Genomic DNA, 23,693 nt, shown 5'->3' on the forward strand with positions numbered 1-23,693 from the left:
ATCATGCGCTATGCCTGTCTGATCTACTATCACCCTCAGACACTGTTCGGCGGAAGCCCGCAGGCCAATGCCGCACTTGCCGAGTGCGCCGGATATGACGAGGTGCTGAAGGCGAGCGGCCATTTCGTCACCGGCGAAGCTCTGGTGCTGCCAGACCAAGCGATGACCTTGCAGGTTCGCGACGGCAAGATGTCAGCTGTCGACGGCCCGTTCATGGAGACCAAGGAAATCCTGGGCGGGATCGTCGTCATCGAAGCCCGCGACCTCAACGAAGCGGTGCGGGTGGCAAGCGGACATCCATTGGCCACGATCGGCCATATCGAAGTCCGTCCGATCGTCGACTTCAGCCAGCCTCGGCCGGTGCTGTGAACGCCGCCGGCACGCACGCTTGCCTGGAGACGGTGTACCGCACCGAGGCGCGGCGCGTGCTGGCGACCTTGATCCGCCTGCTCGGCGGCTTCGACGCGGCGGAGGAGGCCTTGCATGAGGCCTTCGCCGCCGCCGCCGAGCAATGGCCGCGCCAAGGCGTGCCGGCCAATCCCTATTCCTGGCTGGTCTCGGCCGGCCGCTTCAGAACCATCGATCGCTGGCGCCGGGAAGCGCGGCTGGCCAGCACCTTGCCGGAACTTTCGGCTTTGGCGGAGCCGATAGCGGAACCGACCATGCCTGAAGACATCGCGGACGATGAACTGCGGCTCATCTTCGTTTGCTGCCATCCAGCGCTGGCGCCGGATGCACGCATTGCCCTGACCTTGCGCGAAGTGGGTGGCTTGACCACTGAAGAGATCGCCCGCGCCTATCTGACACCGGCGCCGACCATTGCCCAGCGCATTGTGCGGGCCAAGGCAAGGATACGCGACGAGGCTATTCCCTACGAGGTGCCTGACCGCAGCGAACTGCCGGCGCGCCTCGAGAGTGCGCTGCAGGTGATCTACCTGATCTTCAATGAGGGCTACGCGGCAACCCAGGGACCAAGCCTGACGCGCGCTGATCTGTGCGCCGAGGCGATCCGTCTCGGCCGGCTGGTGGTGGATCTGCTCGACCAGCCCGAGGCGCATGGACTGCTGGCGTTGATGTTGTTGCATGAAGCAAGGCGCGCGACCCGGGTCGATGCGAATGGCGATCTCGTCTTGCTTGAAGATCAGGACCGGTCGCGATGGGACGGGGGGCTGATCGCCGACGCCAACGGCCTCATTGGACGGGCACTCTCTTCGCGGCAAGTTGGACCTTACATCCTCCAGGCGGCCATCGCCTCCATCCACGCGGAAGCGGCAAATACGGCGGATACCGACTGGTCACAGATCATTGCACTCTATGATGTGCTGGGACGCGTCGCCCCCTCCCCGGTGGTGACGCTGAACCGTGCCGCCGCCCTTGGCATGCGCGACGGGCCGCAAGTCGGTTTGACGGCGATCGAAGACGTGATGGCACAAGGCAGCCTCGATGGCTACCATCTGGCACATGCAGCGCGGGCTGACATGCAGCGGCGGCTTGGCCTGACAGAGGCAGCAAGAGCCTCCTATCTGCGGGCTCTCGAAATCGCCCAGCAGCCGGCCGAACGGCGATTCATCATGTCGCGACTTGGGCAGCTCTAGTGCGGCGATTCAGGTTGGACAAGCATAGGAATTTTCTTGTTTTGTTCTATCCGCGCCGGTATCTTTGACGCTCGATTCGTCAATCGAATTTCGTACCCTGCGCGCACAAATTTTTTCGACGCTGTGAATCGTGTGCACAAGCGGGATAAGTCAAAGTTTGTTTAGGCCTCATCAATCGCCTCTGCTAGCGACGGATCGGGATCGAAATCGGGGATATCATGGCAGAGGCAGCGCGGAAATTCGGCGTGGCGGAGCAACCGCTCTATCGCGAGGCGCCGAACAACATCGAGGCCGAGCAGGCACTGCTCGGCGCGATCCTTGTCAACAACGATGCCTTCTACCGGGTCTCCGACTTCCTGAAAGCCGGCCATTTCTACGAGCCGCTGCACAGAAAAATCTTCGATGTCGCGGCCGAGCTCATCCGCATGGGCAAGGTGGCGACGCCGATCACGCTAAAAACCTTCCTGCCGGCCGACGAGAAGGTCGGCGACATGACGGTGGCGCAATATGTCGTGCGGCTGGCGGTCGAAGCCGTCACCGTCGTCAACGCCACCGACTATGGCCGCGCCATCTATGACCTGGCGACGCGCCGCGCGCTGATCACCGTCGGCGAGGACATGGTCAACATCGCCTATGACGCGCCGGTCGACATGTCACCTTCCGAGCAGATCGAGGATGCCGAGCGCCGCCTGTTCGAACTGGCCGAAACCGGTCGCTATGATGGCGGTTTCGAGAGCTTCACCGACGCGGTCAAGACCGCGGTGGACATGGCCAACGCGGCCTATATGCGCGACGGCCATTTGTCGGGCCTCGCCACCGGCATGCGCGATCTCGACCGCCGCATGGGCGGCCTGCAATCGTCCGATCTGATTGTCCTTGCCGGCCGCCCGGGCATGGGCAAGACCTCGCTCGCCACCAACATCGCGTTCAACGTCGCGGAGGCCTATGTACCGGCGCAGCAGGCCGATGGCTCGTTCAAGGCGGCCAACGGCGGTGTCGTCGGCTTCTTCTCGCTCGAAATGTCGTCCGAACAGCTCGCGACCCGTATCATTTCCGAACAGACGGAAATCTCGTCCTCGAAGATCCGCCGCGGCGAAATCACCGAGATGGATTTCGAAAAGCTGGTCGCCTGTTCGCAGACCATGCAGAAGATCCCGCTTTTCATCGACCAGACCGGCGGTATTTCCATTGCGCAGCTGTCTGCCCGCGCGCGTCGCCTGAAGCGCCAGCGCGGCCTCGACCTGATCGTCATCGACTATATTCAGCTGATGCAGGGCTCATCCGCCAGGGCCTCGCAGAACCGCGTGCAGGAAATCACCGAGATCACCACGGGCCTGAAGGCGCTGGCCAAGGAGCTTGCCGTGCCGATCATCGCGCTGTCGCAGCTGTCGCGCCAGGTCGAAAGCCGTGATGACAAGCGGCCGCAGCTCTCCGACTTGCGTGAATCCGGTTCGATCGAGCAGGACGCCGACGTCGTGATGTTCGTCTACCGCGAGGAGTATTATCTCAAGAACCGTGAGCCGAAGCTTGGCACGGAAGAATACGTCAAGTGGGAAATCGAGATGAACGAGATGCGCGGCAAGGCCGAGGTCATCGTCGCCAAGCAGCGTCACGGTCCGACGGGCTCGGTGACGCTGGCCTTCCACGGCGAATTCACCCGCTTCTCCGATCTGGCGGAAGAGCATCATATTGCGGAGAGGTTTGAGTAGCTTTTTGACCTACCATCCCGCTCCGTTCCAACCGCAGCAGCCTGATGGCTAAATCGCGCGTCCAGTTCATCTGCCAGAATTGCGGATCGGTGCATCAGCGCTGGGCCGGCAAGTGCGATGCCTGCGGCGAGTGGAACACGCTGGTCGAGGAAGGCACGTCCGGCGGCATCGGCTCGGGACCAGCCAATACGCGCAACGCCCGCAAGGGCCGCGCGGTGGTGCTGACCACATTGTCGGGCGACATCGAGGACGCGCCGCGCATCATCTCCGGCATCGGCGAGCTGGACCGCGCCACCGGCGGTGGCTTCGTGCGCGGCTCGGCGCTGCTGGTCGGCGGCGATCCCGGCATCGGCAAGTCGACGCTGCTCACCCAGGCCGCGGCGGCTCTCGCCTCGCGAGGCCACCGCATCGTCTATGTCTCGGGCGAAGAAGCCGTCGCCCAGATCAGGCTGAGGGCGCAGCGGCTCGGCGTTGCCGACACGCCGGTGGAACTGGCAGCCGAGACCAATGTCGAGGACATTCTTGCCACGATCGCCGACGGCAAGCGGCCGGATCTGGTCATTCTCGATTCCATCCAGACGCTGTGGACCGATCTCGCCGATTCGGCCCCGGGCACCGTCACCCAGGTTCGCGCCGCCGCCCAGGCGATGATCCGCTATGCGAAATCCACAGGTGCGGCGATCGTGCTCGTCGGCCATGTCACCAAGGAAGGCCAGATCGCCGGACCGCGGGTCGTCGAGCACATGGTAGATGCCGTGCTCTACTTCGAGGGCGAAGGTGGCCATCACTACCGCATTCTGCGCACGGTGAAGAACCGCTTCGGACCGACCGACGAGATCGGCGTCTTCGAAATGTCGGACAAGGGCTTGCGCGAAGTCTCCAACCCCTCGGAGCTGTTCCTCGGCGAGCGGCATGCGAAATCGCCAGGGGCGGCCGTTTTCGCCGGCATGGAAGGCACAAGGCCGGTGCTGGTCGAGATCCAGGCCCTGGTGGCACAATCCTCGCTCGGCACGCCGCGGCGCGCCGTCGTCGGTTGGGACGGAGCTCGCTTGTCGATGATCCTGGCGGTGCTCGAAGCCCATTGCGGCGTTCGCTTTGGCCAGCACGACGTCTATCTCAACGTCGCCGGTGGCTACCGCATCAGCGAGCCGGCGGCCGATCTCGCGGTCGCCGCCGCGCTGGTTTCCTCGCTCACCGGTCTTGCCCTTCCCGCCGATTGCGTCTATTTCGGCGAAATCAGCCTTTCGGGCGCGGTGAGGCCGGTTGCGCATGCGCAGCAGCGCCTCAAGGAAGCCGAAAAGCTGGGTTTTGGTAGCGCGGTTCTGCCCTTGGGCAGCGAGGAACTTGCCGGAGGGATCGGGGCCGGCGCTTTCCAGCCCACCGAGCTTGCCGACCTCGTGGCGCGCATTGCCGGCTCACGGCGCAGCCGCGCCGACGATGAAGAGTGACGCGGCTCGCCGAGCCGTGAAAAAGAGATCGGAGTGGGGCGAAAGACATGCCGATTACGCTGCTTGACGGAATCCTGGTCGGCTTCACCCTGGTCTCGGCGATGCTCGCCATGGTTCGCGGCTTTTCGCGTGAGGTTCTGTCGGTCGTCTCCTGGGCGGCGGCAGCGGCGGCGGCTTTCTTCTTCTACAAGCCGGTTCTGCCCTACCTGAAGCCCTACATCGACAATGAGAAGATCGCCATGGCGGCCTCCGCCGGCGTCGTCTTCATCATCGCACTGATCGTCGTTTCGGTCATCACCATGAAGCTCGCCGACTGGATCATCGATTCGCGGATCGGCGCGCTCGACCGCACGCTCGGTTTCCTCTACGGCGCAGCACGCGGCATCCTGGTCGTCGCGGTCGCCCTGCTGTTCTTCAACTGGCTGGCGGGCGCCAAGGCACCCGCCTGGGTCACGGATGCCAAGTCGCGGCCCTTGCTGGAATCGATCGGCACAAAGATCGAGAACCTGCTGCCGGCCGACGCCGAAAACGCAATCCTCAAGAAGCTCAGCCCGAAAGCGGGCGCCGAAACTCCGGCTGCCCCGGATGCGCCAGCGGCGGATGTGCCGGCAACAGGTGACGATGCCAATACACCGGCCCCTGACGACAATGACGCTGGCCCGGCGGACAACACCGCCAAGCCGGCGCCGGCGGCACCTGCGGCACCGGCAAACTGACGCCCGAAACGGGCGCCGGTAAAGACGATGGTGTGAAAGGCTGCACGGCGTGCGTTGCTTTCGACGCGCGAGCGCCTTATATGGCGATTTTAGCGGAGCTTAAGATGGCAGACGCAGACGACGTGCTTTCCGCCGAGGCCGACGACCATTTCCATGACGAATGCGGCGTGTTCGGCATTTTCGGCCGGCAGGACGCAGCCGCAATCGTCACACTCGGCCTGCATGCGCTGCAGCATCGCGGCCAGGAAGCGGCCGGCATCGTTTCCTATGACGGCACCCAGTTCCATGTCGAACGCCATGTCGGCCTGATCGGCGACACCTTTACCAAGCAGCGTGTCATCGACAGCCTGCAAGGCAACCGCGCCATCGGCCATACGCGCTACGCCACGACCGGCGGCGCCGGCATGCGCAACATCCAGCCCTTCTTCGCCGAATTGGCCGATGGCGGTTTTGCTGTCGCCCACAACGGCAATCTGACCAACGCCATGACGGTGCAGCGCGCGCTGCAGAAGCAAGGTGCGATCTTCTCCTCCACCTCTGACACCGAGACGCTTTTGCACCTGGTTGCGACCAGCAAGGAGCGCGACCTGAACTCGCGCTTCATCGATGCGGTGCGGCAGGTCGAGGGCGCCTTCTCGCTGGTGGCGATGACCGCCAAGAAGATGATCGGCTGCCGCGATCCGCTCGGTATCCGCCCGCTGGTGCTGGGCGATCTCGACGGCGCGTGGATCCTCGCCTCCGAAACCTGTGCGCTCGACATTATCGGCGCGCGTTTCGTGCGCGACCTGAAGCCCGGCGAGATGGTCGTCGTCACCTCCAAGGGCATTGAAAGCCTGTTCCCCTTCGAGCCGCAGAAGACCCGCTTCTGTATCTTCGAATATGTCTATTTCGCGCGGCCGGATTCCTCGGTCGAAGGCCGCAATGTCTACGAAGTGCGCAAGCGCATCGGCGCCGAGCTGGCGCAGGAAAACCCGGTCGAGGCCGACATCGTGGTGCCGGTGCCGGATTCGGGCACCCCGGCGGCGATCGGCTTTAGCCAGGCCGCCGGCATTCCCTTCGAACTCGGCATCATCCGCAACCACTATGTCGGCCGTACCTTCATCCAGCCCGGCGATTCGATCCGCCACATGGGCGTCAAGCTGAAGCACAACGCCAACCGCCGGATGATCGAGGGCAAGCGCGTGGTGCTCGTCGACGATTCGATCGTGCGCGGCACCACCAGCCAGAAAATCGTGCAGATGGTGCGCGATGCCGGCGCCAGGGAAGTGCACATGCGCATCGCCTCGCCGCCGACCAGCGCCTCCTGCTTCTACGGTGTCGACACGCCGGAGAAGTCGAAGCTTCTGGCTTCGCGCATGTCGGTGGAAGAGATGGCCGAGTTCATCCGTGTCGATTCGCTCGGCTTCCTGTCGATCGACGGGCTCTACCGCGCCGTCGGCGAGGCGAGCCGCGACAACGATCAGCCGCAATTCTGCGACGCCTGCTTCACCGGCCAGTATCCGACCCGCCTGCTCGACTTCGAAGGCCACGACAATGTGCGCACGCTGTCGCTGCTGGCGAACAACGGGGCGTAGGCTAGACCACCTTACGGAAATTCTCGCATGACCCTAGACCTTACCGGCCGCGTCGCGGTCGTCACCGGCGCTTCGCGCGGCATCGGCTATTTCATCGCCAGGGAATTGGCAGCCGCCGGTGCGCATGTCATTGCGGTTGCGCGCACGGTCGGTGGGCTGGAAGAACTCGACGACCAGATCAAGGCGGCCGGCGGCCAGGCGACGCTGGTGCCGCTCGATCTCGCCGACATGGCCGGCATCGACCGGCTGGGCGGCGCTATCCATGAGCGCTGGGGCAAGCTCGACATTCTCGTCGCCAATGCCGGCGTGCTCGGCGTCATCTCGCCGATCGGCCATGTCGAGGCTAAGACGTTCGAGAAGGTGATGACCATCAACGTCACCTCGACCTGGCGGCTGATCCGTTCGGTCGACCCGCTGCTGCGGCTCTCGGATGCCGGCCGGGCCATCATCCTGTCGTCCAACGCGGCGCATTCGGCGCGTGCCTTCTGGGCGCCTTACGCGGCATCGAAGGCTGCGGTCGAGACCATGATGCGCTCCTGGGCGCACGAGACGCAAAGCCTGCCGCTGCGTATCAATGCCGCAGATCCGGGCGCCACACGCACCGCCATGCGGGCCCAGGCCGTGCCCGGCGAGGATCCGGAAACGCTGCCGCATCCCCAGGAGATCGCCAAGCGCATCGTGCCGCTGGCCAGCCCCGAGCTGAAAGAGACCGGACTGATCTTCCAGGCCAAGCACAATCGCTTCGTCGCCTACAGGCAGCCGGAATAGCCGTATTCTTTTTGCCGGAAGAATTCTGGCGCTGCCGACGTTCTTGAGATGTTTTTGCAACCGACTGAGCCGGCCAGGCCTTAAAAATTTGGTCTCGAAAACCAGCCGGATCATCACGCGGCTGTGATTTGAAGGGGAAAGGCTGCGCGGCGGTCATGCTTTCGTCATTTCCCCGGAGTTGGTAGGATCGTCGCGACTTCCCACAACAACGAGCGCCCGAGCTGGGCAGAACAAGGACATCCCCATGGCTACGACCGCAGCGTTGGTCTGGTATCTGGTAATCGCCGGCCCGCAGGGCGGCATGGTGGTGCTGCCCAGCACGTTCGACAAGCGCGAACAGTGCACCGCCGCCATCACAGAATATCAGAAGCAGCCGACACCCACCGGCTGGTCCATACAGTGCGTGCCGAGTGCGTCGCCCTTCACCGACGAAGGCGATGCCGAGACGCCGTCGGCGCAGTAGTTGATGGATAGGCCGGCGGGACAGCGCCCCCCTCTGCCCTGCCGGGCATCTCCCCCACAAGGGGGAGATCGCAGCTTCAGCGCCGTGCGCTCACCGTCAATTCCGGCTTCTGGTTGATGGTCTGGAACACCACGCAATAGCGCTCGGTCAGCTTCAGCAGCGAATCGATGCGCTCCTGCGGTTCGTCCGTGTCGAGAGCGAAATTGAGCCGGATGGCGCGAAAACCGACGGGCGCGTCCTTGGCGACACCGAGCGTGCCGCGAAAATCAAGATCGCCTTCGGCTTCCACCGTGGTAGCGCCGAGCTTGAACTCGAGCGCCGTCGCGACCGCCTTCAGCGTCACCCCGGCGCAGGCCACCAGGGCTTCCAGCAGCATGTCGCCGGAGCAAAGCTCGAGCCCGGAGCCGCCGGTTGCCGGATGCAGACCGGCGATGGCGATCGCCCTACCCGTCTCCACCTTGCAGGCCACCGACTGGTCGTCGATCGAGCCCCGCGCCTTCAGCGTGATCAGCGCCTGCGAGGCATCGTCGCGATAGGCCTGCTTCAGCGGCGCCTGCATCGCCTTCAGTTCGGTGGCGTCCATTCGCTGTCCCTCTTCGTCGAATTTTTCTGTCGCCGGCATACGCCGTCTAATCGAGATGTGCTCCCATCATCTCGCGATGGCAATGGCATTCATTCCTGCGGCGAAGCAGGCCAGCCGCCGGCGCGAAACACCGATATCCCAAATGGGACATTGACGGACAAGGCTTCAAAACCGTCTGATCCGGCCAAGTTTGTCGTTCCATTTTCCGGTGATCCCGCAATGCCACGTACCCTTTCGACGAAGCCGAAACAGGATGGGTTTCGAGCGCCCGGCGAATTCGAGCCGAAATCAGGGTGCTGGCTGATCTGGCCGGAGCGGCCCGACACCTGGCGCCTGGGCGCCAAACCGGCGCAGAAGCTATTCGCCAATGTTGCCGAGACGATCGCGCAAAGCGAGCCGGTGACGGTGGCCGCATCAAGCCGCCAGTGGCAGAATGCCAGAGCGCGATTGCCCGCCCATGTGCGCGTCGTGGAAATGTCGACCAACGATTCCTGGCTGCGCGACAGCGGCCCCAACTTCGTCGTCGACGATCACGGCGAGGTGCGCGGCGTCGACTGGATCTTCAATGCCTATGGCGGTTTCGACGGCGGGCTCTACGCGCCGTGGGATCTGGATGATCTAGCGGCGCAAAAAGTACTCGAGATCGAGAATATAGATCGCTACCGCGCGCCGCTGATCGCCGAGGGCGGCGGGCTGCAGTGCGACGGTCAGGATACCCTCATCACGACGAAGCAGTGCCTGCTCAATCGAAATCGCAACGCCCACCTCGGCAAGGCCGAGGTGGAACAGCAGCTTGGCGATTATCTTGGCATCGACACCATCATCTGGCTGCCACGCGGCTTTGCCTTCGATGAGACGGACGGCCATGTCGACGACGTCTGCTGCTTCGTGCGCCCCGGCGTGATCGCGCTGAGCTGGACTGATGATCGGGAAGACCCGCAATATGAGATCGTGCGGGAAGTCGAGGAGGTGTTGCGTCTGGCCCGCGACGCGCGCGGCCGCAGCCTGGAGGTCCACCGGCTGCCCCACCCCTTGCCGATCGAGATAACGGCGGAAGAAAGCGAAAGCGTCGACAGCGTCGATTCGACCTGGGCACGACCGGCCGGAAACCGGATCGCGGCGAGCTACATCAACTACTATCCGGGCAACAGCGTCGTGGTCGTGCCGGAATTCGGCTCCGATCTCGATGTGAGGGCCAAGGAAACACTGGCCGCGCTGTTTCCCGACCACAGGATAGTCGGCATCGAGAACTCCCGCGAGATCTTGCTTGGCGGCGGCAATGTCGCCTGCATCACCTTGCCGGTCTATGCCCCGCAACGACGTTGACGGACGACATCATGCCGGCAAGGCCGGCGGCGAAAGCGGAAACGGAACGCTGCGCGGTCCAGCAGGCCAAGCAGCAGCGAAAGGGAGGACACTCATGCGCGCGCTCATCTTCTCAACCCTGCTTGCCGGGCTCGCTTGCGGCATCTGCGCAAGCGCCGCTTTGGCGGACGAGGAAAAAGTCGTCAATGTCTACAACTGGTCCGACTACATCGCGCCGGACACCGCCGAGAAGTTCGAGAAAGAGACGGGTATCAAGGTTCGCTATGATGTCTATGACGGCAATGAGGTCCTTGAAACCAAGCTGCTCACCGGCGGTTCGGGATATGACGTGGTCTATCCCTCGGCCTATCCGTTCCTGAAGAACCAGGTGAAGGCGGGGGCTTTCCTGGAACTCGACAAGTCGAAGCTTGCAAATCACCCGAAGATCGATCCGCAAGCCCTCGCGCTGATCGCGGGCGCCGATCCGCAGAACCTGCATGCCGTGCCCTACATGGCCGTCACGGACGGCATTGGTTACAATGCCGCAGCGGTCAAGCAGCGGCTGCCGGACGCACCGACGGATTCCTTCGCCATGGTCTTCAACGTCGACGTGGTCAAGAAGCTCTCCGATTGCGGCGTGGCCATGATCGATGCCCCCGCTGAAGTCATCCCGATGGCGATGAACTATCTTCACATCAATCCGAGGTCGACGAGCCCCGACGATCTTGCCAAGGTCGAGGAACTGATGGCCAAGGTGCGGCCCTACATCCGCTATTTCCACTCGTCGAAATACATCAACGACCTGGCAAACGGCGACATCTGCGTGGTGTTGGGTTGGTCGGGCGACATACTTCAGGCAAGGACTCGTGCCGCCGAATCCACCAAGAAGCTGCAAATAGCCTATTCCATTCCCAAGGAAGGTACGCTCATCAACTTCGATACGATGGCGGTGCCGAAGGATGCGCCGCATCCCGAAAACGCCCAGGCCTGGATCAACTTCAACTTGCGCCCCGACATCGCCGCGGCCAACTCCAGCTACGTCTCCTACGCCAATGCGATACCGGACTCCTTGTCACTGATGGACAAGGCAATAGCCAGCGATCCCGGCGTCTATCCTCCCGATGACGTGAAGGCCAAGCTGTTCGTGGTGGACAACAACGACGCAAAGCTGCTGCGGTCGCAAAATCGCATGTGGACGCGCATCGTGACGGGACAATAGGAGCAACTCCAGGAAAAGTGTGTTGCGGTTTTCCGTTCAGAATTGCGTCAAAACAAAAAGAGCTGACGCTGAAGCCGTCAGTCCTTCGCTGCCTCGCGAACGGTCGCCAGCAACTCGACCTGGGAGTGCACGCCGAGCTTGCGATAGATCTGCTTGATGTGGTTGCGGACGGTGCCCGGTGAAATGGTAAGGCTTCGCGAAATGGTCTTGGCATTGCCGCCATCGATCAGGTGCCGGGCGACCTCATTTTCCCGGCTGCTCAACCGCGATCGTGCCGAATCGGCCGTCACGCTCTTGTCCCGGGAGCGGCACAGATGAAGCAATCTTTGCAGAATGAGCCTTGTCGCGCTGCTTGCCGCGCAAGCCATCGCCAGATCCTGCTCGCCGAAGGCAGCAGCCCCGTTTCGCCGTAGAAAGGTGACATAGCCTGCGGTCAGCCTGTCGAGATTGAAGACGCCTGTTATCTCGTCGAAACTGTCGGAGGGGCCATAGAATTCGCGATAGTAGGGCGTGAACTGGAAATCACCATTGCGGAGAGCCGATAGCGGCAACAGGAAATCCTGTCGGGTGCTGGCGAACCTCTGGAAGAAGGGATCCTGGCGGTAGATGCGGGCATCATAGTCGCGGTTCCAGCGATCGGGCCCGGCATCGTCGATGGTCAGGGACGTAATGTCGCGACGGTAAAAGCCGACATAGACACGGTCTGAACCAAGCAGATCTCGCGCCGCCGCCGTGAAGCGCGCCGACAGTTCTTCGGGCGTCGCCGCCATTGCCGCAGCAGCCACACCGCCGCTCCAGCGTCCAAACTGATCGAGGGGAAAATTCGACTGCATTCCAGCCCACAGTAGCGCAAGCCGTTGCAAGTTCAACCTGGCGGGAACCGCGCCGCCAGTCTCAAGAGAACCGGAAGGGACCATCCCTGCCCCAACGCAAGCTCAGCGCTGGTGCAGCGCTGCGCCGACTTTCGCTCGTATAGCTTGGAGCCGGGACCTGACTTTCCAGAGTCCCGCGCCGCTTCACAGCACTTCCACCGCTTCCCGCAACGCTGGTCCCGCGCCTTATGGCCGATGTCGCCATTCTCGAAACACGCGAAAGGGTTCTCGCCGGAATCCTGCTGACCGGTGCCGCCTATCTGCTGTTTTCGACGCAGGATGCTTCGATCAAGCTGCTGGTCACCGGCATGACAGTCTGGCAAATCATGTTCTTCCGCAGCATCACCATTCTCGGCGCCTGCGCGGCCATCGGTGGGCGACAGCTGTTTGCCGACACGGTGCGCTCGCCGATCGTGCGGCCAATGCTGGTGCGCGCCGCCTTCACGCTTGCTGCCTGGCTTTGCTACTACAATGCCGCCCGCAGCCTGCAGCTCGCCGAACTGACCACCGTCTACTACGCGGCGCCGATCATCGTCACCGTGTTTTCGGTGTTCCTGCTTGGCGAAAAGGTGCCGATGCTGCGCTGGCTGGCGGTTTTGATCGGCTTTGCCGGTGTCTTCGTCGCTTGTGATCCGACCCATCTCGGCCTGTCGGTGCCGGTGCTGCTGGTGCTGGCGGCCGCGCTTTTGTGGGCCATCGCCATCGTTCTCCTGCGCAAGACCGCACTTGCCGAGCGCTCGATGATCCAGCTTCTCCTCAACAATTTCTATTTCCTGGTGTTTTCGGCGGTGCCGGCGCTGTTGTGGTGGCATACGCCTGACCTGACCCAGTTGCTGCTTCTTGCCAGCGTCGGCGTGCTTGGCGGCCTGGCGCAATATCTTCTCTTCGAAGGCATGAAGCGCACGCCGGCATCGATCCTCGCGCCGCTTGAATACAGCTCACTGTTGTGGGCGTTCGCACTCGGCTTTGCGATCTGGGGCGACGTGCCGCGCCGCGAAGTGTTCCTGGGTGCTGCCCTGATCATCGCCGCCGGGCTGCTGATCGTCGGCGGCGAGCATTTCCGCAAGCGACTGTGATGTGGATGGCCGTCACTGCTGACACTACGATGTCAGGACCGGACAGCGTAGGGTTCCGGCATGACTGACATTGCAGCCGCAACCGAAACCACTGAGCGCACGCTTGGCATCATCCTTGTGTCGTCATCGGCGGCCGTGTTTGCCTTGACCGGCGTGCTGACAAAATCGATCCATGCCGATCCGCTGACCATCATCTGCTGGCGCGGCTTTGTCGGTTCGATCTTGATCGGCCTCTATGTATTGTGGCGGCGACGCCGCTCCGGCGGGCGCGGGAGCCTGCGATTGGGCTGGCGCGGCTGGCTGCTGGCGGTGGAAGGGGCACTGGCCAGCATCGCCTTCATCTCGGCATTCAAATTCACTTTCGTTGCCAACGTCACCGTTATCTACGCCACGGCACCTTTCGTCACCGCGCTGCTGGCCTGGGTTCTGACGCGTGAACCCTTCCGCATGCAGACGATGATCGCCGCAGCCGTGTCGCTCTGCGGCGTGGCGATCATGGTCTGGTCCAGCTTTGGCACCGGCAATCTGTTCGGCGACGGACTGGCGCTGCTGATGACCATCGGCAGCGCTCTCTACATGATCATGGTGCGGGCCTTTCGCGACACACCCGTGGTTTGGGCTGGCGCGGTATCGGCCTTCCTGTTGTTCGTGCTCGGCTGGTTCGTTACCGATCCGCTGGCGGTTTCGCCAAGGGATGCCGCTCTGCTCGTCACCTTTGGCGCGTCCTTCGCGCTGTCGTCGATCCTGTGGACGGAAGGCGCACGGCTCATCCCGGCAGCCGAATCCGGGCTACTCGGCTCGGCCGAAGTGCCGTTCGCGATCTTGTTCGCTTTCCTGTTTCTGGGCGAGATTGCGCCAGAAGCAAGCCTCGTCGGCGGCGCCATCGTGCTGTGCGCGGTGTTCGCCCATGCCGGCCGCGACTGGTTGGCGGCCCGCTCACAGCAAGCAGCGTCAAATATTTCTTAAAAAAGTGACACAGTCACGGAACCATCATCGGGGTCAGGCATTATTGGTGCGACGGGCCACCCCCCAAGTCCCCCCAAACCCCTCGGCCCGTCCTACTCCCAAGCCGACCGCAAGGTCGGCTTTTTCTTTGCTCAATAGGCCGACCGCAAGGTCGGCTTTTTCTTTGCCTTACACAGGCGGCAGAGGCGCCGAAGCCCACGGCGGCTTCAACCGAAATGCCCAGACGAAGCCAGGTTGCCGCTGAGCAATGCCGCCAGATCGCCCGCAGGACCGTCGGCGCCAGAGCGCAGCCGGATCGCGAACTCAGCGATGGGAACCGGTGGCAGGCCAAGCTCGCGCGGCGCCTCGACGATACCGGAATGGGCAAAGCGCGGGGTTCGCAAGGTCAGCGCAACGCCTGCATTCACGGCGGTGCGCAGGCCGGCCAGGCTGGCACTGCCGGCGGCGATGCGGTAGCGGCGGCCGGCGGCATCGAGCGCTGCGAGTGCGGCCTCGCGAAACCCGCAATAGGGATCGAGCAACGCCAGCGGCAGTTCTTCCTGCCGCGAGGCCAGCCCCTTCTGTGAACACAACCAGATCATCGGCTCGCGCAGCACGCCGACCTCGTCCGGCGCTGCGGTCTGGCGCATGACGATTGCCAGATCGAGGCTGCCGGCCTGCAGCGCCTGCGCCAATTCGGTGGAGCGACCGACCCGCAATTCGATCCTGACGCGCGGATGGCTGGTGGCGAAGGCACGCAGCAGGTCCGGCAGGCCGCTGTCGGCGAAATCCTGCGTCGTGCCGATAGCGACACGCCCGGCAGCCCGGGCCCCCTTCAGCGCCAGCCACGCCTCGCGATGCACGGCAAGAATGCGCCTGGCGTGGCCGACAAGGTCCTCCCCGGCCGGGGTCAGGCCACGACCCCGGCCCTGCGGCGCCAGAAGCGGCTCGCCGACGATCTCCTCCAGCCGCTGCATCTGGGCAGTCACCGCCGAGGGCGAACGGCCGACACTGGAAGCCGCCTGCGCCAGCGAACCGCTATCGACGAAAGCGAGGAAGGTTTTGAGCAAATCCGGATCGAGCGTTTCCATAATTCGATAATATCGAATCTTCACTTAAAAACAATTCGATTTTTTTGACTCTCGGATAATGACATTGTCCCTCCACCGGCGATCAGACGCCGCTCAAACCCAGGAGAAGAAAATGCCCATCATCAACATCAGCGTCACCGGCAAGCCGGACGCCGCTTTGTCCGCCGGCATCGCCAAGGAAATCACCGAGATCACCGCTACGCAGTTGCGCAAGGATCCGACGATCACCGCCGTTGCCGTCACCTATATCGACCCGCAGCACTGGTTCGCGGGCGGCAAGTCGCTGGCCGAGCATGGCACCAACACGTTCTGGCTGGATATCAAGGTGGTCGACGGCACCAACACCAAGCTCGAGCTGGAAGCCTATCTCAGGGCTCTCTTCGATGCCTTCGGCCGCCTGCTGGGCGGCGTGCACGAGGAAAGCTATGCCTTCGTGCATGAAGTGCCGGCAGCCGCCTATGGCTATGGCGGCAAGACGCAGGAGTTCCGCTTTATCAGCGGGCGGCTGAAGGCGGCATGAGGGCCTCGTTCCTTCTCCCTCCGGCGGGAGAAGGAACACCGCCGCTTCCCACATTGACCTCCGGCCCACTTCCGCTAGGCTCTGCCCCGAAGCGGCCGCAAAAGAGCTGCATGATAAAAATCGTTGGGAGAGACGCGGCATGATCCTGACACTGGCGCTGCTTGCGGGTCTTGTTGTGGCCTGGCTGCTGATCGGCGTGGTCGAAAAATTCCGTCTCGGCCCGCGCTTCACCCAGGCGCTGCTTTATGTGCCGTTCAAGCTCGCCTACCGGATCAGCGACAATCGCATCAGCATCGCCCGCAAGACGCAGGCCCCGGTCATCTACGTCATCTCGCACCAGTCGCGCTTCGAACCGGCGCTGATGCTGTCGCTGCTGCCCGACGACACGCTGCATATCCTCGACGAGGTCTCGGCGCGCTCACCCTGGCTCGAACCCTGGCGCGAGCTTGGCCGCACCATTGCCTTCAATGCCGAACATCTTTTTGTCAGCCGCCGGCTGGTGCGTGTGCTGAAGGGCAAGGGCCGGCTCGCCGTCTACCTGCCGGATGCGGTCGAGCCCGACGTCAAGACGTTCCGCCTGTTTCGCGCCGTCACCCGCATCGCCATGCAGGCCGACGCCTGCATCGTGCCGATTTTCGTCGACGGCGCGCGCAGCCTGCCAGTGTCGCTGACGCCGGCGGACAAGGCGCCGCGGCACTGGTTTCCTCAGCTGTCGATCAGTGTGCTGGAGCCGATGACCATCGCCGAACTGGTGGCGCGCAATCCGGATCAGGCCTCGAACACCAATGCGCTGTTCGACCGCGTTGCCGAGGCGCGGCTTTTCGGCGCCAACCTTGATCGCGGCCTGTTCCTGGCCATGCGTGACGCGGCAGCCAGAGTCGGCGCCTCGCATCCGATCATCGAAGACGTCATCTCGGGCGCGCTGAGCTACCGCAAGATGTTCATCGGCGCGCGCGTGCTGGGCAGGCGCTTCGAGGCGGTGACGGCGCCGGGCGAAGCGGTTGGGGTGATGCTGCCCAACGCCAATGGCGTCGTCCTGTCATTTGTCGGCCTTCTGTCGGCGGGCCGGGTGGCTGCGATGATCAACTACACGGCTGGGCCGGCGAGCGTCACGGCAGCCGTGCGCACGGCCGTCATCCGCACCGTCATCTCGTCACACGCCTTCGTCGAGAAGGCCGATCTCGCCGATATCGTCGCCGCGGTCGAAAAGGGCGGCGCCAGGCTGCTGTGGCTGGAAGATATTCGGACCAGCGTCACCGCGCTGGATAAGCTTGCCGCCGCCTTGCTGTGGCGCTTGCCGCTGCAGCGGCAGGATGCGGCCAAGCCGGGGGTGATCCTGTTCACCTCGGGTTCGGAAGGCACGCCAAAGGCGGTAGTCCTGTCGCAAAAGAACCTTTACGCCAATGCCATGCAGGCCGAGGCGCGCATCACCATCTCGCCGGCCGATATCCTGCTCAACGTGCTGCCGGTGTTCCATTCCTTCGGCCTGACGGGCGGCACCATCCTGCCGCTGGTCACCGGGGTAAAGCTGTTCCTCTACCCCTCGCCGCTGCATTACAAAATCATCCCCGAGATTGCGCGCAAGGTGAAGCCGACCATCATGTTCGGCACCGACACCTTCCTCGCCAACTATGCGCGCACCGCCAAGGACGGCGATTTTTCCAGCCTGCGCTTCGTCGTTGCCGGCGCCGAGGCGGTGAAGCCTGAAACCCGCCGCGTCTATCGCGAGCGCTTCCAGGCCGAGATCATCGAAGGCTTTGGGCTGACCGAGGCCGCACCCGTGGTTGCCGTCAACACAGCCATCCACGGCCGCGACGGTACGGTCGGCCGGCTGTTGCCGGCGATGCGCATGAAACTGGAACCGGTCGAGGGCATCTCGGACGCCGGCCAATTGTGGCTCGATGGACCCAATTTGATGATGGGTTACATGACCGCGGACCGCCCCGGTGAGTTGCAGCCGCTGACCGGCTGGCACGACACCGGCGACATCGTCGCCGTCGACCGCGAAGGCTTCATCACCATTCGCGGCCGCGCCAAGCGCTTTGCCAAGATCGCCGGCGAGATGGTGTCGCTGGGCGCGGTCGAGATGCTGGTGCAGTCGCTGTGGCCTGAAGAACGCCATGCGGCGGTGGCGGTGCCCGACAAAAGGCGCGGCGAGCGCATCGTGCTGGTCACCACCGCCGACGATGCCAATCCCGAAGAGCTGCGTCAGTTCGGCAAGAAGGCCGGGGCCGCCGAACTGATGGTACCCAACGACATCGTCAAGGTGGAAGAAATCCCGGTGCTTGGTTCCGGCAAGACCGACTATGTCTCGACCAGGAAGCTGGCGATCGACAGGCTGGGACTGGGTGTCGCGGCGTAGGGTTCTAACCTATGTCCGAAGGCGGCACTTTCTCGCCCTCGAGCTTGGCCCGCTTGGAGTAGGCGCGCACGGAAAACGGCAGGAAGATCAGATAGCCCGCGACCGAGGCCGTCAGCGTGTACCAGGGATAGGTCATCAGCAAGAGGACGTAGAGCACCACGGCCAGAATGACCGGCAGCACCCTGTCGCCAGGGATCTTGATGCTCTTGCCGGAATAGACCGGCAGCCGGCTGACCAGAAGGAAGGCGACCAGGATAGTGAAGCCGGTGGCGACAAAGGCTGCCGGGCGGCTTGGCTCCACCCCGAGCCGCAGGAAATAGAGATAGAGCGGCAGCATCACCAGCACCGCGCCCGCCGGTGCGGGCACACCGACGAAATACTCGGACTGCCATAGGGGGCGCTCGGCCTTCTCGTCGTCGAGCACGTTGAAGCGGGCAAGCCTGAGCCCGCAGGCGATGGCAAACAGAAGCGCCGCGATCCAGCCCGGCGAGCCGGCGCGGTCGAGCAGGAAGGCATAGAGCACCAGGGCCGGGGCGACACCGAAATTGACGATGTCGGCCAGCGAATCCATCTGCGCGCCGAATTTGGAGGTCGCCTTCAGCATGCGCGCCAGGCGGCCATCGATGCCGTCGAGGAAGGCGGCCAGCAGCACCATCACCACCGCCGGTTCGAAGCGGCCTTCGAAGCCGAAGCGGATGCCGGACAGGCCGGCGCAGATCGCAAGCACGGTGACCAGATTGGGCAACACCATGCGCATCGGGATCTCGCGGATGCGAGGGCCGCCGCTGGCATGGGCCTCGAATTTCTTGAAGGGGGCGCCCACCGTCTACGAAATCCTGACGAGCGGGGTGCCTGCGACGCCGCCGAATTCGGCGAGCACGGTTTCACCGCCGACCGCTGTCTGGCCAACGGCAACACGGGGCGTCGCGGTCAAAGGCAGGAAGACATCGACGCGCGAGCCGAAGCGGATCAGGCCGAAACGCTCACCGGTGCCGATCGAGCCGCCGGCCTCGGCCCAGCAAACGATGCGCCGCGCCACCAGGCCGGCGATCTGGACGGCGGCAACCGTGCCGTTGGGGCTTTCGATGACCAGGCCGTTGCGCTCGTTCTCGGTGCTGGCCTTGTCGAGTTCGGCATTGAGGAATTTTCCCGGCCGATGCTCGATCTTGGCGATACGGCCGCGCACCGGGGCGCGGTTCACATGGCAGGAAAAGACATTCATGAACACCGAGATGCGGGTCATCTCGATAGTGCCGAGGCCGAGTTCACGCGGCGGCACCGCCGGTCCAACCGCCGAAATGATGCCGTCGGCGGGGCTGACCACCAGGCGGTCGTCGACCGGCGTGACGCGCTCGGGATCGCGGAAGAAATAGACGCACCAGGCGGTCAGGATCAGGCCGATCCAGAATAGGATCGAGGAGAAATAGCCGAGGAAAAGCGTTGCAGCGCCAAAGGCCGCGATGAAGGGATAGCCTTCACGATGGATCGGTACGAACGCGTTCTTGACCGTATCGACAAGGCTCATCGGGTATAAACGGGCTCCGTTTCAAGTCCGGCCTCAATAGCCGAAAGCCCCCTTCGCCGCAACGCAACAATCGGCGACGCCGCATTGGCTGCGGTTGGCGGGCGCGACGATGGGCAACGGCACGTGCGATATTGGCGGCACGATCAAGACCCGCGGGTCGATACCGGCGACAACGAACAAGCCGCCGTCATGCGGTGCCGACGCCCTATCGGCAATTTTTCCTGAACGAAATGACAGGGCGGCTGTCGGAAAGAAGACCCCTCGCCCGTCCTTAGTGAGACAGCGTCCTTCCAAGGCCTTTTCAGCCATGATGACGCGCAACAGGGAGTTCCGTAATGCGGATACAATCGGTCAACCCGGCGCGCCTCGTTACCGCAGGCCTCGCCTTCTGGGAATCGCCGCGCTGGCATGACGGACGCCTGTGGGTCTGCAATTGGGGCACTGGTGAGATCATCGCGGTCGATGCCGACGGCAATCGCGAAATCATGCTCACCGTGCCGGCTGTCCTGCCTTACTCCATCAACTGGCTGCCGGACGGCCGTCCGCTTGTCGTCTCAGGTCGGGAAGGCCTGCTGCTGCGGCAGGAAGCTGATGGCAGGCTCGTCACCCATACCGATTTGCGCGGCTTGTCGAAAAGCCCATGGAACGAGATCGTCGTCGACGGGCGCGGCAACATCTATGTCAATGGCGGCGGGCCGGCGCCGGCTGCCGGTGAGTATTTCGGCCCGGGCACCATCGTGCTGATCACGCCGGACGGTGCGGTCCGGCAAGTGGCCGACAACATCGCCTTCGCCAACGGCATGGCGGTGACCGCGGACAACAAGACGCTGATCCTTGCCGAATCCCATGCCAACCGGCTGACCGCCTTCGATATCGCCGCCAACGGCCGTCTCGCCAACCGGCGCGCCTGGGCCGATCTTGACGGCTTTCCCGACGGCATCTGCCTCGATGCTGAAGGCGCGGTCTGGTACGCGGATGTTCCCAACAAGCACTGCGTGCGGGTGCGCGAGGGCGGCGAGGTGCTGCAGACCGTCACGGTCGATCGCGGCTGTTTTGCCTGCATGCTGGGCGGCGCGGAGAGGCAAACGCTGTTCATCGTCGCCGCCGAGTGGCGCGGCTTCGAGCACATGGTCAGCGACGCCCGCACCGGTCAGGTGCTCAGCGTCGAAGCGCCGGCCCCTGGCGTCGGCTGGCCGTAAGCTACGCCTCGGGAATGCGCTGATAATTGGCGATGTCGGCGCGCACCCCAAGCCGGGCGATCGTCTCCTGCGGATTGAAGGCGATGCGCTCATGCGCGGCCTTGACGATCGGTACGACCTTGTCGACGGCCGCCTGGCTTTCCCATTCGACGATCGTCACCAGGTTGAATTCGCCCGGCCCCGAAAATTGCTCGAGCAGGAAATCCTGCACGAAACCCTGCTGCTGGCGCAGCAATTCGTGCGTCGTCCTGACCTTGACGAGGATCTCCTCGCGGGCAGCGGCGGGGACGACGAACTTGTCCACCCTGAACACGCTGCCGCCGTTAACATTCTGATTTATGTCGTTCATTTCAATTGTTCCGTTCCTGGATGATGGTGTTTTCGGGCTCCAGGAACGGCGTACAATCTCAACTTAAGTTGAGGTCAAGCGCAAAAATCAATTTACCTCCGACGTCCGCCGGCGAACGATGACGCCGAGTTCGTCGCCCTCGCGGGCGAGGCGCAGACGCTCCTCGGCCTCGGTCGCCTCGCGCTGGCGGTCCCACATCGAAGCATAGAGGCCGTGCTTGCGCATCAATTCGACATGGGTGCCACGCTCGGCGATCTGGCCATCCTTCAGCACGATGATTTCGTCAGCGGAAATCACCGTCGACAGCCGGTGGGCAATCACGATGGTGGTGCGGCCCTTGCTGACGAGATCGAGCGCGGCCTGGATCTCCTGCTCGGTGTGGCTGTCCAGCGCCGAGGTGGCTTCGTCGAGCATCAGGATCGGCGGTGCTTTCAGGATTGTGCGGGCAATCGCGACACGCTGCTTCTCGCCACCCGAGAGTTTCAGCCCGCGCTCGCCGACCATCGACTTGTAGCCGTCGGGCAGCTTCTCGATGAACGGCCCGATCTGCGCGAGTTCGGCTGCCTTGCGCACCTCCTCTTCGCTCGCACCGACGCCGCCGTAACGGATGTTGTAGGCGATGGTGTCGTTGAACAGCACCGTGTCCTGCGGCACCATGCCGAGCATCGCGCGCAGGCTGTCCTGGGTGACCTCCCTGATATCCTGGCCGTCGATCAACACCTGGCCGGCCTGCACGTCGTAGAAGCGGAACAGCAGGCGCGAGATGGTCGACTTGCCAGCGCCCGACGGCCCGACGATGGCGACGGTCTTGCCGGCCGGCACCTCGAAGCTGACGCCTTTCAGGATCTTGCGGTTCGGATCATAGGAGAAATGCACGTCGCGGAACTCGACCTTGCCGGCGCCGACGACCAACGGCCTGGCATCCGGCTTGTCGACGATCTCCTGCGGCACGTCGAGCAGGTCGAACATGTGCTCGATGTCGGTCAACCCTTGCCGGATTTCACGGTAGATGAAGCCGATGAAGTTGAGCGGTACGGAAAGCTGCACCAGCATGGCGTTGATGAAGACGAAGTCGCCGACCGTCTGTGTATGGGCCTGCACCTCCAGCGCCGACATGCACATGACGACGACCGTGCCGAGGCCGAAGATGACGCCCTGGCCGAAGTTCAGCCAACCGAGCGAGGTCCAGGTCTTGGTGGCGGCGATCTCGTAGCGCGCCATCGAGCGGTCGAAGCGCTCGGCCTCCATGCGCTCATTGGTGAAATACTTGACCGTCTCGAAATTGAGCAGCGAGTCGATCGCCTTGGTGTTGGCGTCGGTATCGCTGTCGTTCATGTCGCGGCGGATCGAGATGCGCCAGTCGCTCGCTTTGACCGTGAACCAGACATAGAGGCAAACGGTAGCCGCCACCACGGCCACGTATTTCCAGCCATAGGTGAAGCCGAATATGCCGGCGGTCAGCGCGAATTCGAGAATGGTCGGCGCCGTGTTCAGCATGATGAAACGCACGATCGTTTCGATGCCCTTGGTGCCGCGCTCGATGATGCGCGACAGGCCACCGGTGCGGCGCTCCAGATGAAAGCGCAGCGACAGCTGATGCATATGCACGAAGGTGCGGAAGGCGAGCTGGCGCACCGCATGCTGGCCAACGCGGGCAAACAGCGCATCGCGCAACTGGTTGAAGCCGAGCTGGACGAGCCTCAGCACGTTGTAGGCAATAACCAGCATCACCGGGGCGAGCATGAAAGAAGGCAGCGGCGGTGGCACCTTGGAGCCGCCCGCCAGCGCATCGGTTGCCCATTTGAAGAAATAGGGGCCGGCGACCAGCGTCACCTTGGCGACGACCAGCAGCAGTGTCGCCCAGGTGACGCGCGCCCTCAGATCGGCGCGGTCGGCCGGCCACATATAGGGCCAGAGGTTGCGCAATGTCGTGAGCGTTGAGGTGTCGGCGGAGACGGTTTTTTCGACCACTTTTCTTGCCTTTTGGGTGAGAGGGTCAGCGGCCGGAGCAGCAGGAATTGACGAGCGCATTCAGCGATGCCGACAGGTTGGCGAGCGCGGCATGATCGACCGCATAGCGCGAGCGCTGGCGGTCGGGCTCGAAGCGGACCAGACCGGCCTCGACCAATATTTTCAGATGCTGCGAGACGGTTGACTGCGCCAGATCGAAACGATCGACCACTTCACGGCAGCAGCAGGAATTGCTGGCCGAGAGGTGCTTCAGTATCTCAATCCGTGCCGGATGCGACAACGCCGCGAATCGCGCCGCGACAGCGCGGCTGTCGGAGATGCAGTTGGGTAGAGCGCTGGTAATGCGGTCTGGTTCAAGGGTGGATTCTGTCATCGTTCATCGGCGATAGACGATGGACGGCAC

General features: G+C 63.4%; 24 protein-coding genes. 15 read left to right on the plus strand and 9 right to left on the minus strand.

What is annotated here, in order from left to right:
* Nucleotides 1-3: 3 nt before the first annotated feature.
* The 8 genes from DBIPINDM_RS04795 to DBIPINDM_RS04830 all read left to right on the plus strand — a co-directional run bounded on the left by DBIPINDM_RS04795 (nt 4) and on the right by DBIPINDM_RS04830 (nt 8,273).
* On the plus strand, nt 4-369 hold the full coding sequence (locus DBIPINDM_RS04795) for a YciI family protein (protein WP_258584664.1): 366 nt from the start codon (nt 4-6) through the stop codon (nt 367-369).
* Nucleotides 366-1,595, plus strand: coding sequence for an RNA polymerase sigma factor (locus DBIPINDM_RS04800; protein ID WP_258584665.1), 1,230 nt, complete (start codon nt 366-368; stop codon nt 1,593-1,595). Before DBIPINDM_RS04795 ends, DBIPINDM_RS04800 begins: the two co-directional genes overlap by 4 nt.
* A 218-nt stretch (nt 1,596-1,813) precedes the next feature.
* Complete coding sequence (locus DBIPINDM_RS04805) at nt 1,814-3,304, plus strand: replicative DNA helicase (RefSeq protein ID WP_258584666.1); 1,491 nt, start codon at nt 1,814-1,816, stop codon at nt 3,302-3,304.
* Between the two features lie 44 nt (nt 3,305-3,348).
* On the plus strand, nt 3,349-4,752 hold the full coding sequence (radA, locus tag DBIPINDM_RS04810; protein WP_258584667.1) for a DNA repair protein RadA: 1,404 nt from the start codon (nt 3,349-3,351) through the stop codon (nt 4,750-4,752).
* Nucleotides 4,753-4,799: 47 nt separating this feature from the next.
* Entirely contained in the window at nt 4,800-5,468 is a 669-nt protein-coding gene (locus DBIPINDM_RS04815; RefSeq protein WP_258584668.1) for a CvpA family protein, read from the plus strand.
* 104 nt (nt 5,469-5,572) lie between these two features.
* Nucleotides 5,573-7,042 carry an amidophosphoribosyltransferase gene (gene purF / locus DBIPINDM_RS04820; protein ID WP_258584669.1) on the plus strand — a complete coding sequence of 490 codons (1,470 nt, stop codon included), beginning with the start codon at nt 5,573-5,575 and terminating at the stop codon, nt 7,040-7,042.
* 27 nt (nt 7,043-7,069) lie between these two features.
* On the plus strand, nt 7,070-7,810 hold the full coding sequence (locus DBIPINDM_RS04825) for an SDR family NAD(P)-dependent oxidoreductase (RefSeq protein ID WP_258584670.1): 741 nt from the start codon (nt 7,070-7,072) through the stop codon (nt 7,808-7,810).
* Between the two features lie 244 nt (nt 7,811-8,054).
* A complete protein-coding gene (locus tag DBIPINDM_RS04830; RefSeq protein ID WP_095202542.1) occupies nt 8,055-8,273 on the plus strand; it encodes a hypothetical protein in 219 nt (72 codons plus the stop codon).
* A 76-nt stretch (nt 8,274-8,349) separates the two neighbouring features.
* Here the strand turns inward: DBIPINDM_RS04830 and DBIPINDM_RS04835 are convergent, their stop codons facing one another.
* Nucleotides 8,350-8,856, minus strand: coding sequence for an OsmC family protein (locus DBIPINDM_RS04835; protein ID WP_258584671.1), 507 nt, complete (start codon nt 8,854-8,856; stop codon nt 8,350-8,352).
* Between the two features lie 219 nt (nt 8,857-9,075).
* Between DBIPINDM_RS04835 and aguA the strand changes: the two genes are divergently transcribed.
* Together aguA and DBIPINDM_RS04845 are read left to right on the plus strand one after the other, a co-directional pair.
* Entirely contained in the window at nt 9,076-10,182 is a 1,107-nt protein-coding gene (gene aguA, locus DBIPINDM_RS04840; RefSeq protein ID WP_258584672.1) for an agmatine deiminase, read from the plus strand.
* A gap of 94 nt (nt 10,183-10,276) precedes the next feature.
* A complete protein-coding gene (locus DBIPINDM_RS04845) occupies nt 10,277-11,380 on the plus strand; it encodes a polyamine ABC transporter substrate-binding protein (RefSeq protein ID WP_258584673.1) in 1,104 nt (367 codons plus the stop codon).
* 77 nt (nt 11,381-11,457) lie between these two features.
* Here the strand turns inward: DBIPINDM_RS04845 and DBIPINDM_RS04850 are convergent, their stop codons facing one another.
* The gene (locus DBIPINDM_RS04850; protein WP_258584674.1) at nt 11,458-12,165 is read right to left on the minus strand and encodes a helix-turn-helix transcriptional regulator; all 708 of its coding nucleotides are present in this window, start codon (nt 12,163-12,165) and stop codon (nt 11,458-11,460) included.
* Between the two features lie 275 nt (nt 12,166-12,440).
* Here DBIPINDM_RS04850 and DBIPINDM_RS04855 point away from each other — a divergent pair, with 275 nt between their 5' ends.
* Nucleotides 12,441-13,328, plus strand: a complete 888-nt coding sequence (locus DBIPINDM_RS04855; protein WP_258584675.1) for a DMT family transporter — start codon at nt 12,441-12,443, stop codon at nt 13,326-13,328.
* 60 nt (nt 13,329-13,388) lie between these two features.
* The gene (locus DBIPINDM_RS04860) at nt 13,389-14,294 is read left to right on the plus strand and encodes a DMT family transporter (RefSeq protein WP_258584676.1); all 906 of its coding nucleotides are present in this window, start codon (nt 13,389-13,391) and stop codon (nt 14,292-14,294) included.
* Nucleotides 14,295-14,500: 206 nt separating this feature from the next.
* Here DBIPINDM_RS04860 and DBIPINDM_RS04865 read toward each other — a convergent pair whose 3' ends face one another.
* Nucleotides 14,501-15,364: a LysR substrate-binding domain-containing protein gene (locus tag DBIPINDM_RS04865; protein WP_258589465.1), complete on the minus strand. Its 864-nt coding sequence runs from the start codon at nt 15,362-15,364 to the stop codon at nt 14,501-14,503.
* 112 nt (nt 15,365-15,476) lie between these two features.
* Between DBIPINDM_RS04865 and DBIPINDM_RS04870 the strand changes: the two genes are divergently transcribed.
* Together DBIPINDM_RS04870 and DBIPINDM_RS04875 are read left to right on the plus strand one after the other, a co-directional pair.
* Nucleotides 15,477-15,884, plus strand: a complete 408-nt coding sequence (locus DBIPINDM_RS04870) for a tautomerase family protein (protein ID WP_258584677.1) — start codon at nt 15,477-15,479, stop codon at nt 15,882-15,884.
* 139 nt (nt 15,885-16,023) lie between these two features.
* On the plus strand, nt 16,024-18,246 hold the full coding sequence (locus tag DBIPINDM_RS04875) for an AMP-binding protein (protein ID WP_258584678.1): 2,223 nt from the start codon (nt 16,024-16,026) through the stop codon (nt 18,244-18,246).
* A 4-nt stretch (nt 18,247-18,250) separates the two neighbouring features.
* Here the strand turns inward: DBIPINDM_RS04875 and DBIPINDM_RS04880 are convergent, their stop codons facing one another.
* Genes DBIPINDM_RS04880 through DBIPINDM_RS04890 form a run of 3 tightly spaced genes read right to left on the minus strand, consistent with a single transcriptional unit; the run spans nt 18,251 to nt 20,092 of the window.
* On the minus strand, nt 18,251-19,069 hold the full coding sequence (locus tag DBIPINDM_RS04880; RefSeq protein WP_258584679.1) for a CDP-alcohol phosphatidyltransferase family protein: 819 nt from the start codon (nt 19,067-19,069) through the stop codon (nt 18,251-18,253).
* 3 nt (nt 19,070-19,072) lie between these two features.
* Nucleotides 19,073-19,771 carry a phosphatidylserine decarboxylase gene (locus DBIPINDM_RS04885; RefSeq protein WP_258584680.1) on the minus strand — a complete coding sequence of 233 codons (699 nt, stop codon included), beginning with the start codon at nt 19,769-19,771 and terminating at the stop codon, nt 19,073-19,075.
* Nucleotides 19,772-19,804: 33 nt separating this feature from the next.
* Nucleotides 19,805-20,092: a hypothetical protein gene (locus DBIPINDM_RS04890; RefSeq protein WP_258584681.1), complete on the minus strand. Its 288-nt coding sequence runs from the start codon at nt 20,090-20,092 to the stop codon at nt 19,805-19,807.
* Nucleotides 20,093-20,106: 14 nt separating this feature from the next.
* On the opposite strand from DBIPINDM_RS04890, the gene DBIPINDM_RS04895 reads away from it, so the two are divergent.
* Entirely contained in the window at nt 20,107-20,970 is an 864-nt protein-coding gene (locus DBIPINDM_RS04895) for an SMP-30/gluconolactonase/LRE family protein (protein WP_258584682.1), read from the plus strand.
* A gap of 1 nt (nt 20,971) precedes the next feature.
* Here DBIPINDM_RS04895 and DBIPINDM_RS04900 read toward each other — a convergent pair whose 3' ends face one another.
* The 3 genes from DBIPINDM_RS04900 to DBIPINDM_RS04910 form a co-directional block, all read right to left on the minus strand.
* Nucleotides 20,972-21,319, minus strand: a complete 348-nt coding sequence (locus DBIPINDM_RS04900) for an antibiotic biosynthesis monooxygenase (RefSeq protein WP_095770695.1) — start codon at nt 21,317-21,319, stop codon at nt 20,972-20,974.
* An 87-nt stretch (nt 21,320-21,406) separates the two neighbouring features.
* Complete coding sequence (locus DBIPINDM_RS04905) at nt 21,407-23,290, minus strand: ABCB family ABC transporter ATP-binding protein/permease (RefSeq protein WP_258584683.1); 1,884 nt, start codon at nt 23,288-23,290, stop codon at nt 21,407-21,409.
* Nucleotides 23,291-23,315: 25 nt separating this feature from the next.
* Nucleotides 23,316-23,663: an ArsR/SmtB family transcription factor gene (locus DBIPINDM_RS04910; protein WP_258584684.1), complete on the minus strand. Its 348-nt coding sequence runs from the start codon at nt 23,661-23,663 to the stop codon at nt 23,316-23,318.
* Between the last annotated feature and the right edge of the window lie 30 nt (nt 23,664-23,693).

This window comes from Mesorhizobium sp. AR02 (assembly GCF_024746835.1).
Lineage (GTDB): Bacteria > Pseudomonadota > Alphaproteobacteria > Rhizobiales > Rhizobiaceae > Mesorhizobium.

What these genes read in the sequence shown, in the direction of transcription:
- radA (WP_258584667.1), top strand. Translation starts at nt 3,349, where the DNA reads ATGGCTAAATCGCGCGTCCAGTTCATCTGCCAGAATTGCGGATCGGTG.
- DBIPINDM_RS04845 (WP_258584673.1), top strand. Translation starts at nt 10,277, where the DNA reads ATGCGCGCGCTCATCTTCTCAACCCTGCTTGCCGGGCTCGCTTGCGGC.
- DBIPINDM_RS04875 (WP_258584678.1), top strand. Translation starts at nt 16,024, where the DNA reads ATGATCCTGACACTGGCGCTGCTTGCGGGTCTTGTTGTGGCCTGGCTG.
- DBIPINDM_RS04865 (WP_258589465.1), bottom strand. Translation starts at nt 15,364, where the DNA reads ATGGAAACGCTCGATCCGGATTTGCTCAAAACCTTCCTCGCTTTCGTC.
- DBIPINDM_RS04855 (WP_258584675.1), top strand. Translation starts at nt 12,441, where the DNA reads ATGGCCGATGTCGCCATTCTCGAAACACGCGAAAGGGTTCTCGCCGGA.
- DBIPINDM_RS04830 (WP_095202542.1), top strand. Translation starts at nt 8,055, where the DNA reads ATGGCTACGACCGCAGCGTTGGTCTGGTATCTGGTAATCGCCGGCCCG.
- DBIPINDM_RS04825 (WP_258584670.1), top strand. Translation starts at nt 7,070, where the DNA reads ATGACCCTAGACCTTACCGGCCGCGTCGCGGTCGTCACCGGCGCTTCG.
- aguA (WP_258584672.1), top strand. Translation starts at nt 9,076, where the DNA reads ATGCCACGTACCCTTTCGACGAAGCCGAAACAGGATGGGTTTCGAGCG.
- DBIPINDM_RS04805 (WP_258584666.1), top strand. Translation starts at nt 1,814, where the DNA reads ATGGCAGAGGCAGCGCGGAAATTCGGCGTGGCGGAGCAACCGCTCTAT.
- DBIPINDM_RS04835 (WP_258584671.1), bottom strand. Translation starts at nt 8,856, where the DNA reads ATGGACGCCACCGAACTGAAGGCGATGCAGGCGCCGCTGAAGCAGGCC.
- DBIPINDM_RS04895 (WP_258584682.1), top strand. Translation starts at nt 20,107, where the DNA reads ATGCGGATACAATCGGTCAACCCGGCGCGCCTCGTTACCGCAGGCCTC.
- DBIPINDM_RS04900 (WP_095770695.1), bottom strand. Translation starts at nt 21,319, where the DNA reads ATGAACGACATAAATCAGAATGTTAACGGCGGCAGCGTGTTCAGGGTG.
- purF (WP_258584669.1), top strand. Translation starts at nt 5,573, where the DNA reads ATGGCAGACGCAGACGACGTGCTTTCCGCCGAGGCCGACGACCATTTC.
- DBIPINDM_RS04910 (WP_258584684.1), bottom strand. Translation starts at nt 23,663, where the DNA reads ATGACAGAATCCACCCTTGAACCAGACCGCATTACCAGCGCTCTACCC.
- DBIPINDM_RS04885 (WP_258584680.1), bottom strand. Translation starts at nt 19,771, where the DNA reads ATGAGCCTTGTCGATACGGTCAAGAACGCGTTCGTACCGATCCATCGT.
- DBIPINDM_RS04795 (WP_258584664.1), top strand. Translation starts at nt 4, where the DNA reads ATGCGCTATGCCTGTCTGATCTACTATCACCCTCAGACACTGTTCGGC.
- DBIPINDM_RS04870 (WP_258584677.1), top strand. Translation starts at nt 15,477, where the DNA reads ATGCCCATCATCAACATCAGCGTCACCGGCAAGCCGGACGCCGCTTTG.
- DBIPINDM_RS04860 (WP_258584676.1), top strand. Translation starts at nt 13,389, where the DNA reads ATGACTGACATTGCAGCCGCAACCGAAACCACTGAGCGCACGCTTGGC.
- DBIPINDM_RS04815 (WP_258584668.1), top strand. Translation starts at nt 4,800, where the DNA reads ATGCCGATTACGCTGCTTGACGGAATCCTGGTCGGCTTCACCCTGGTC.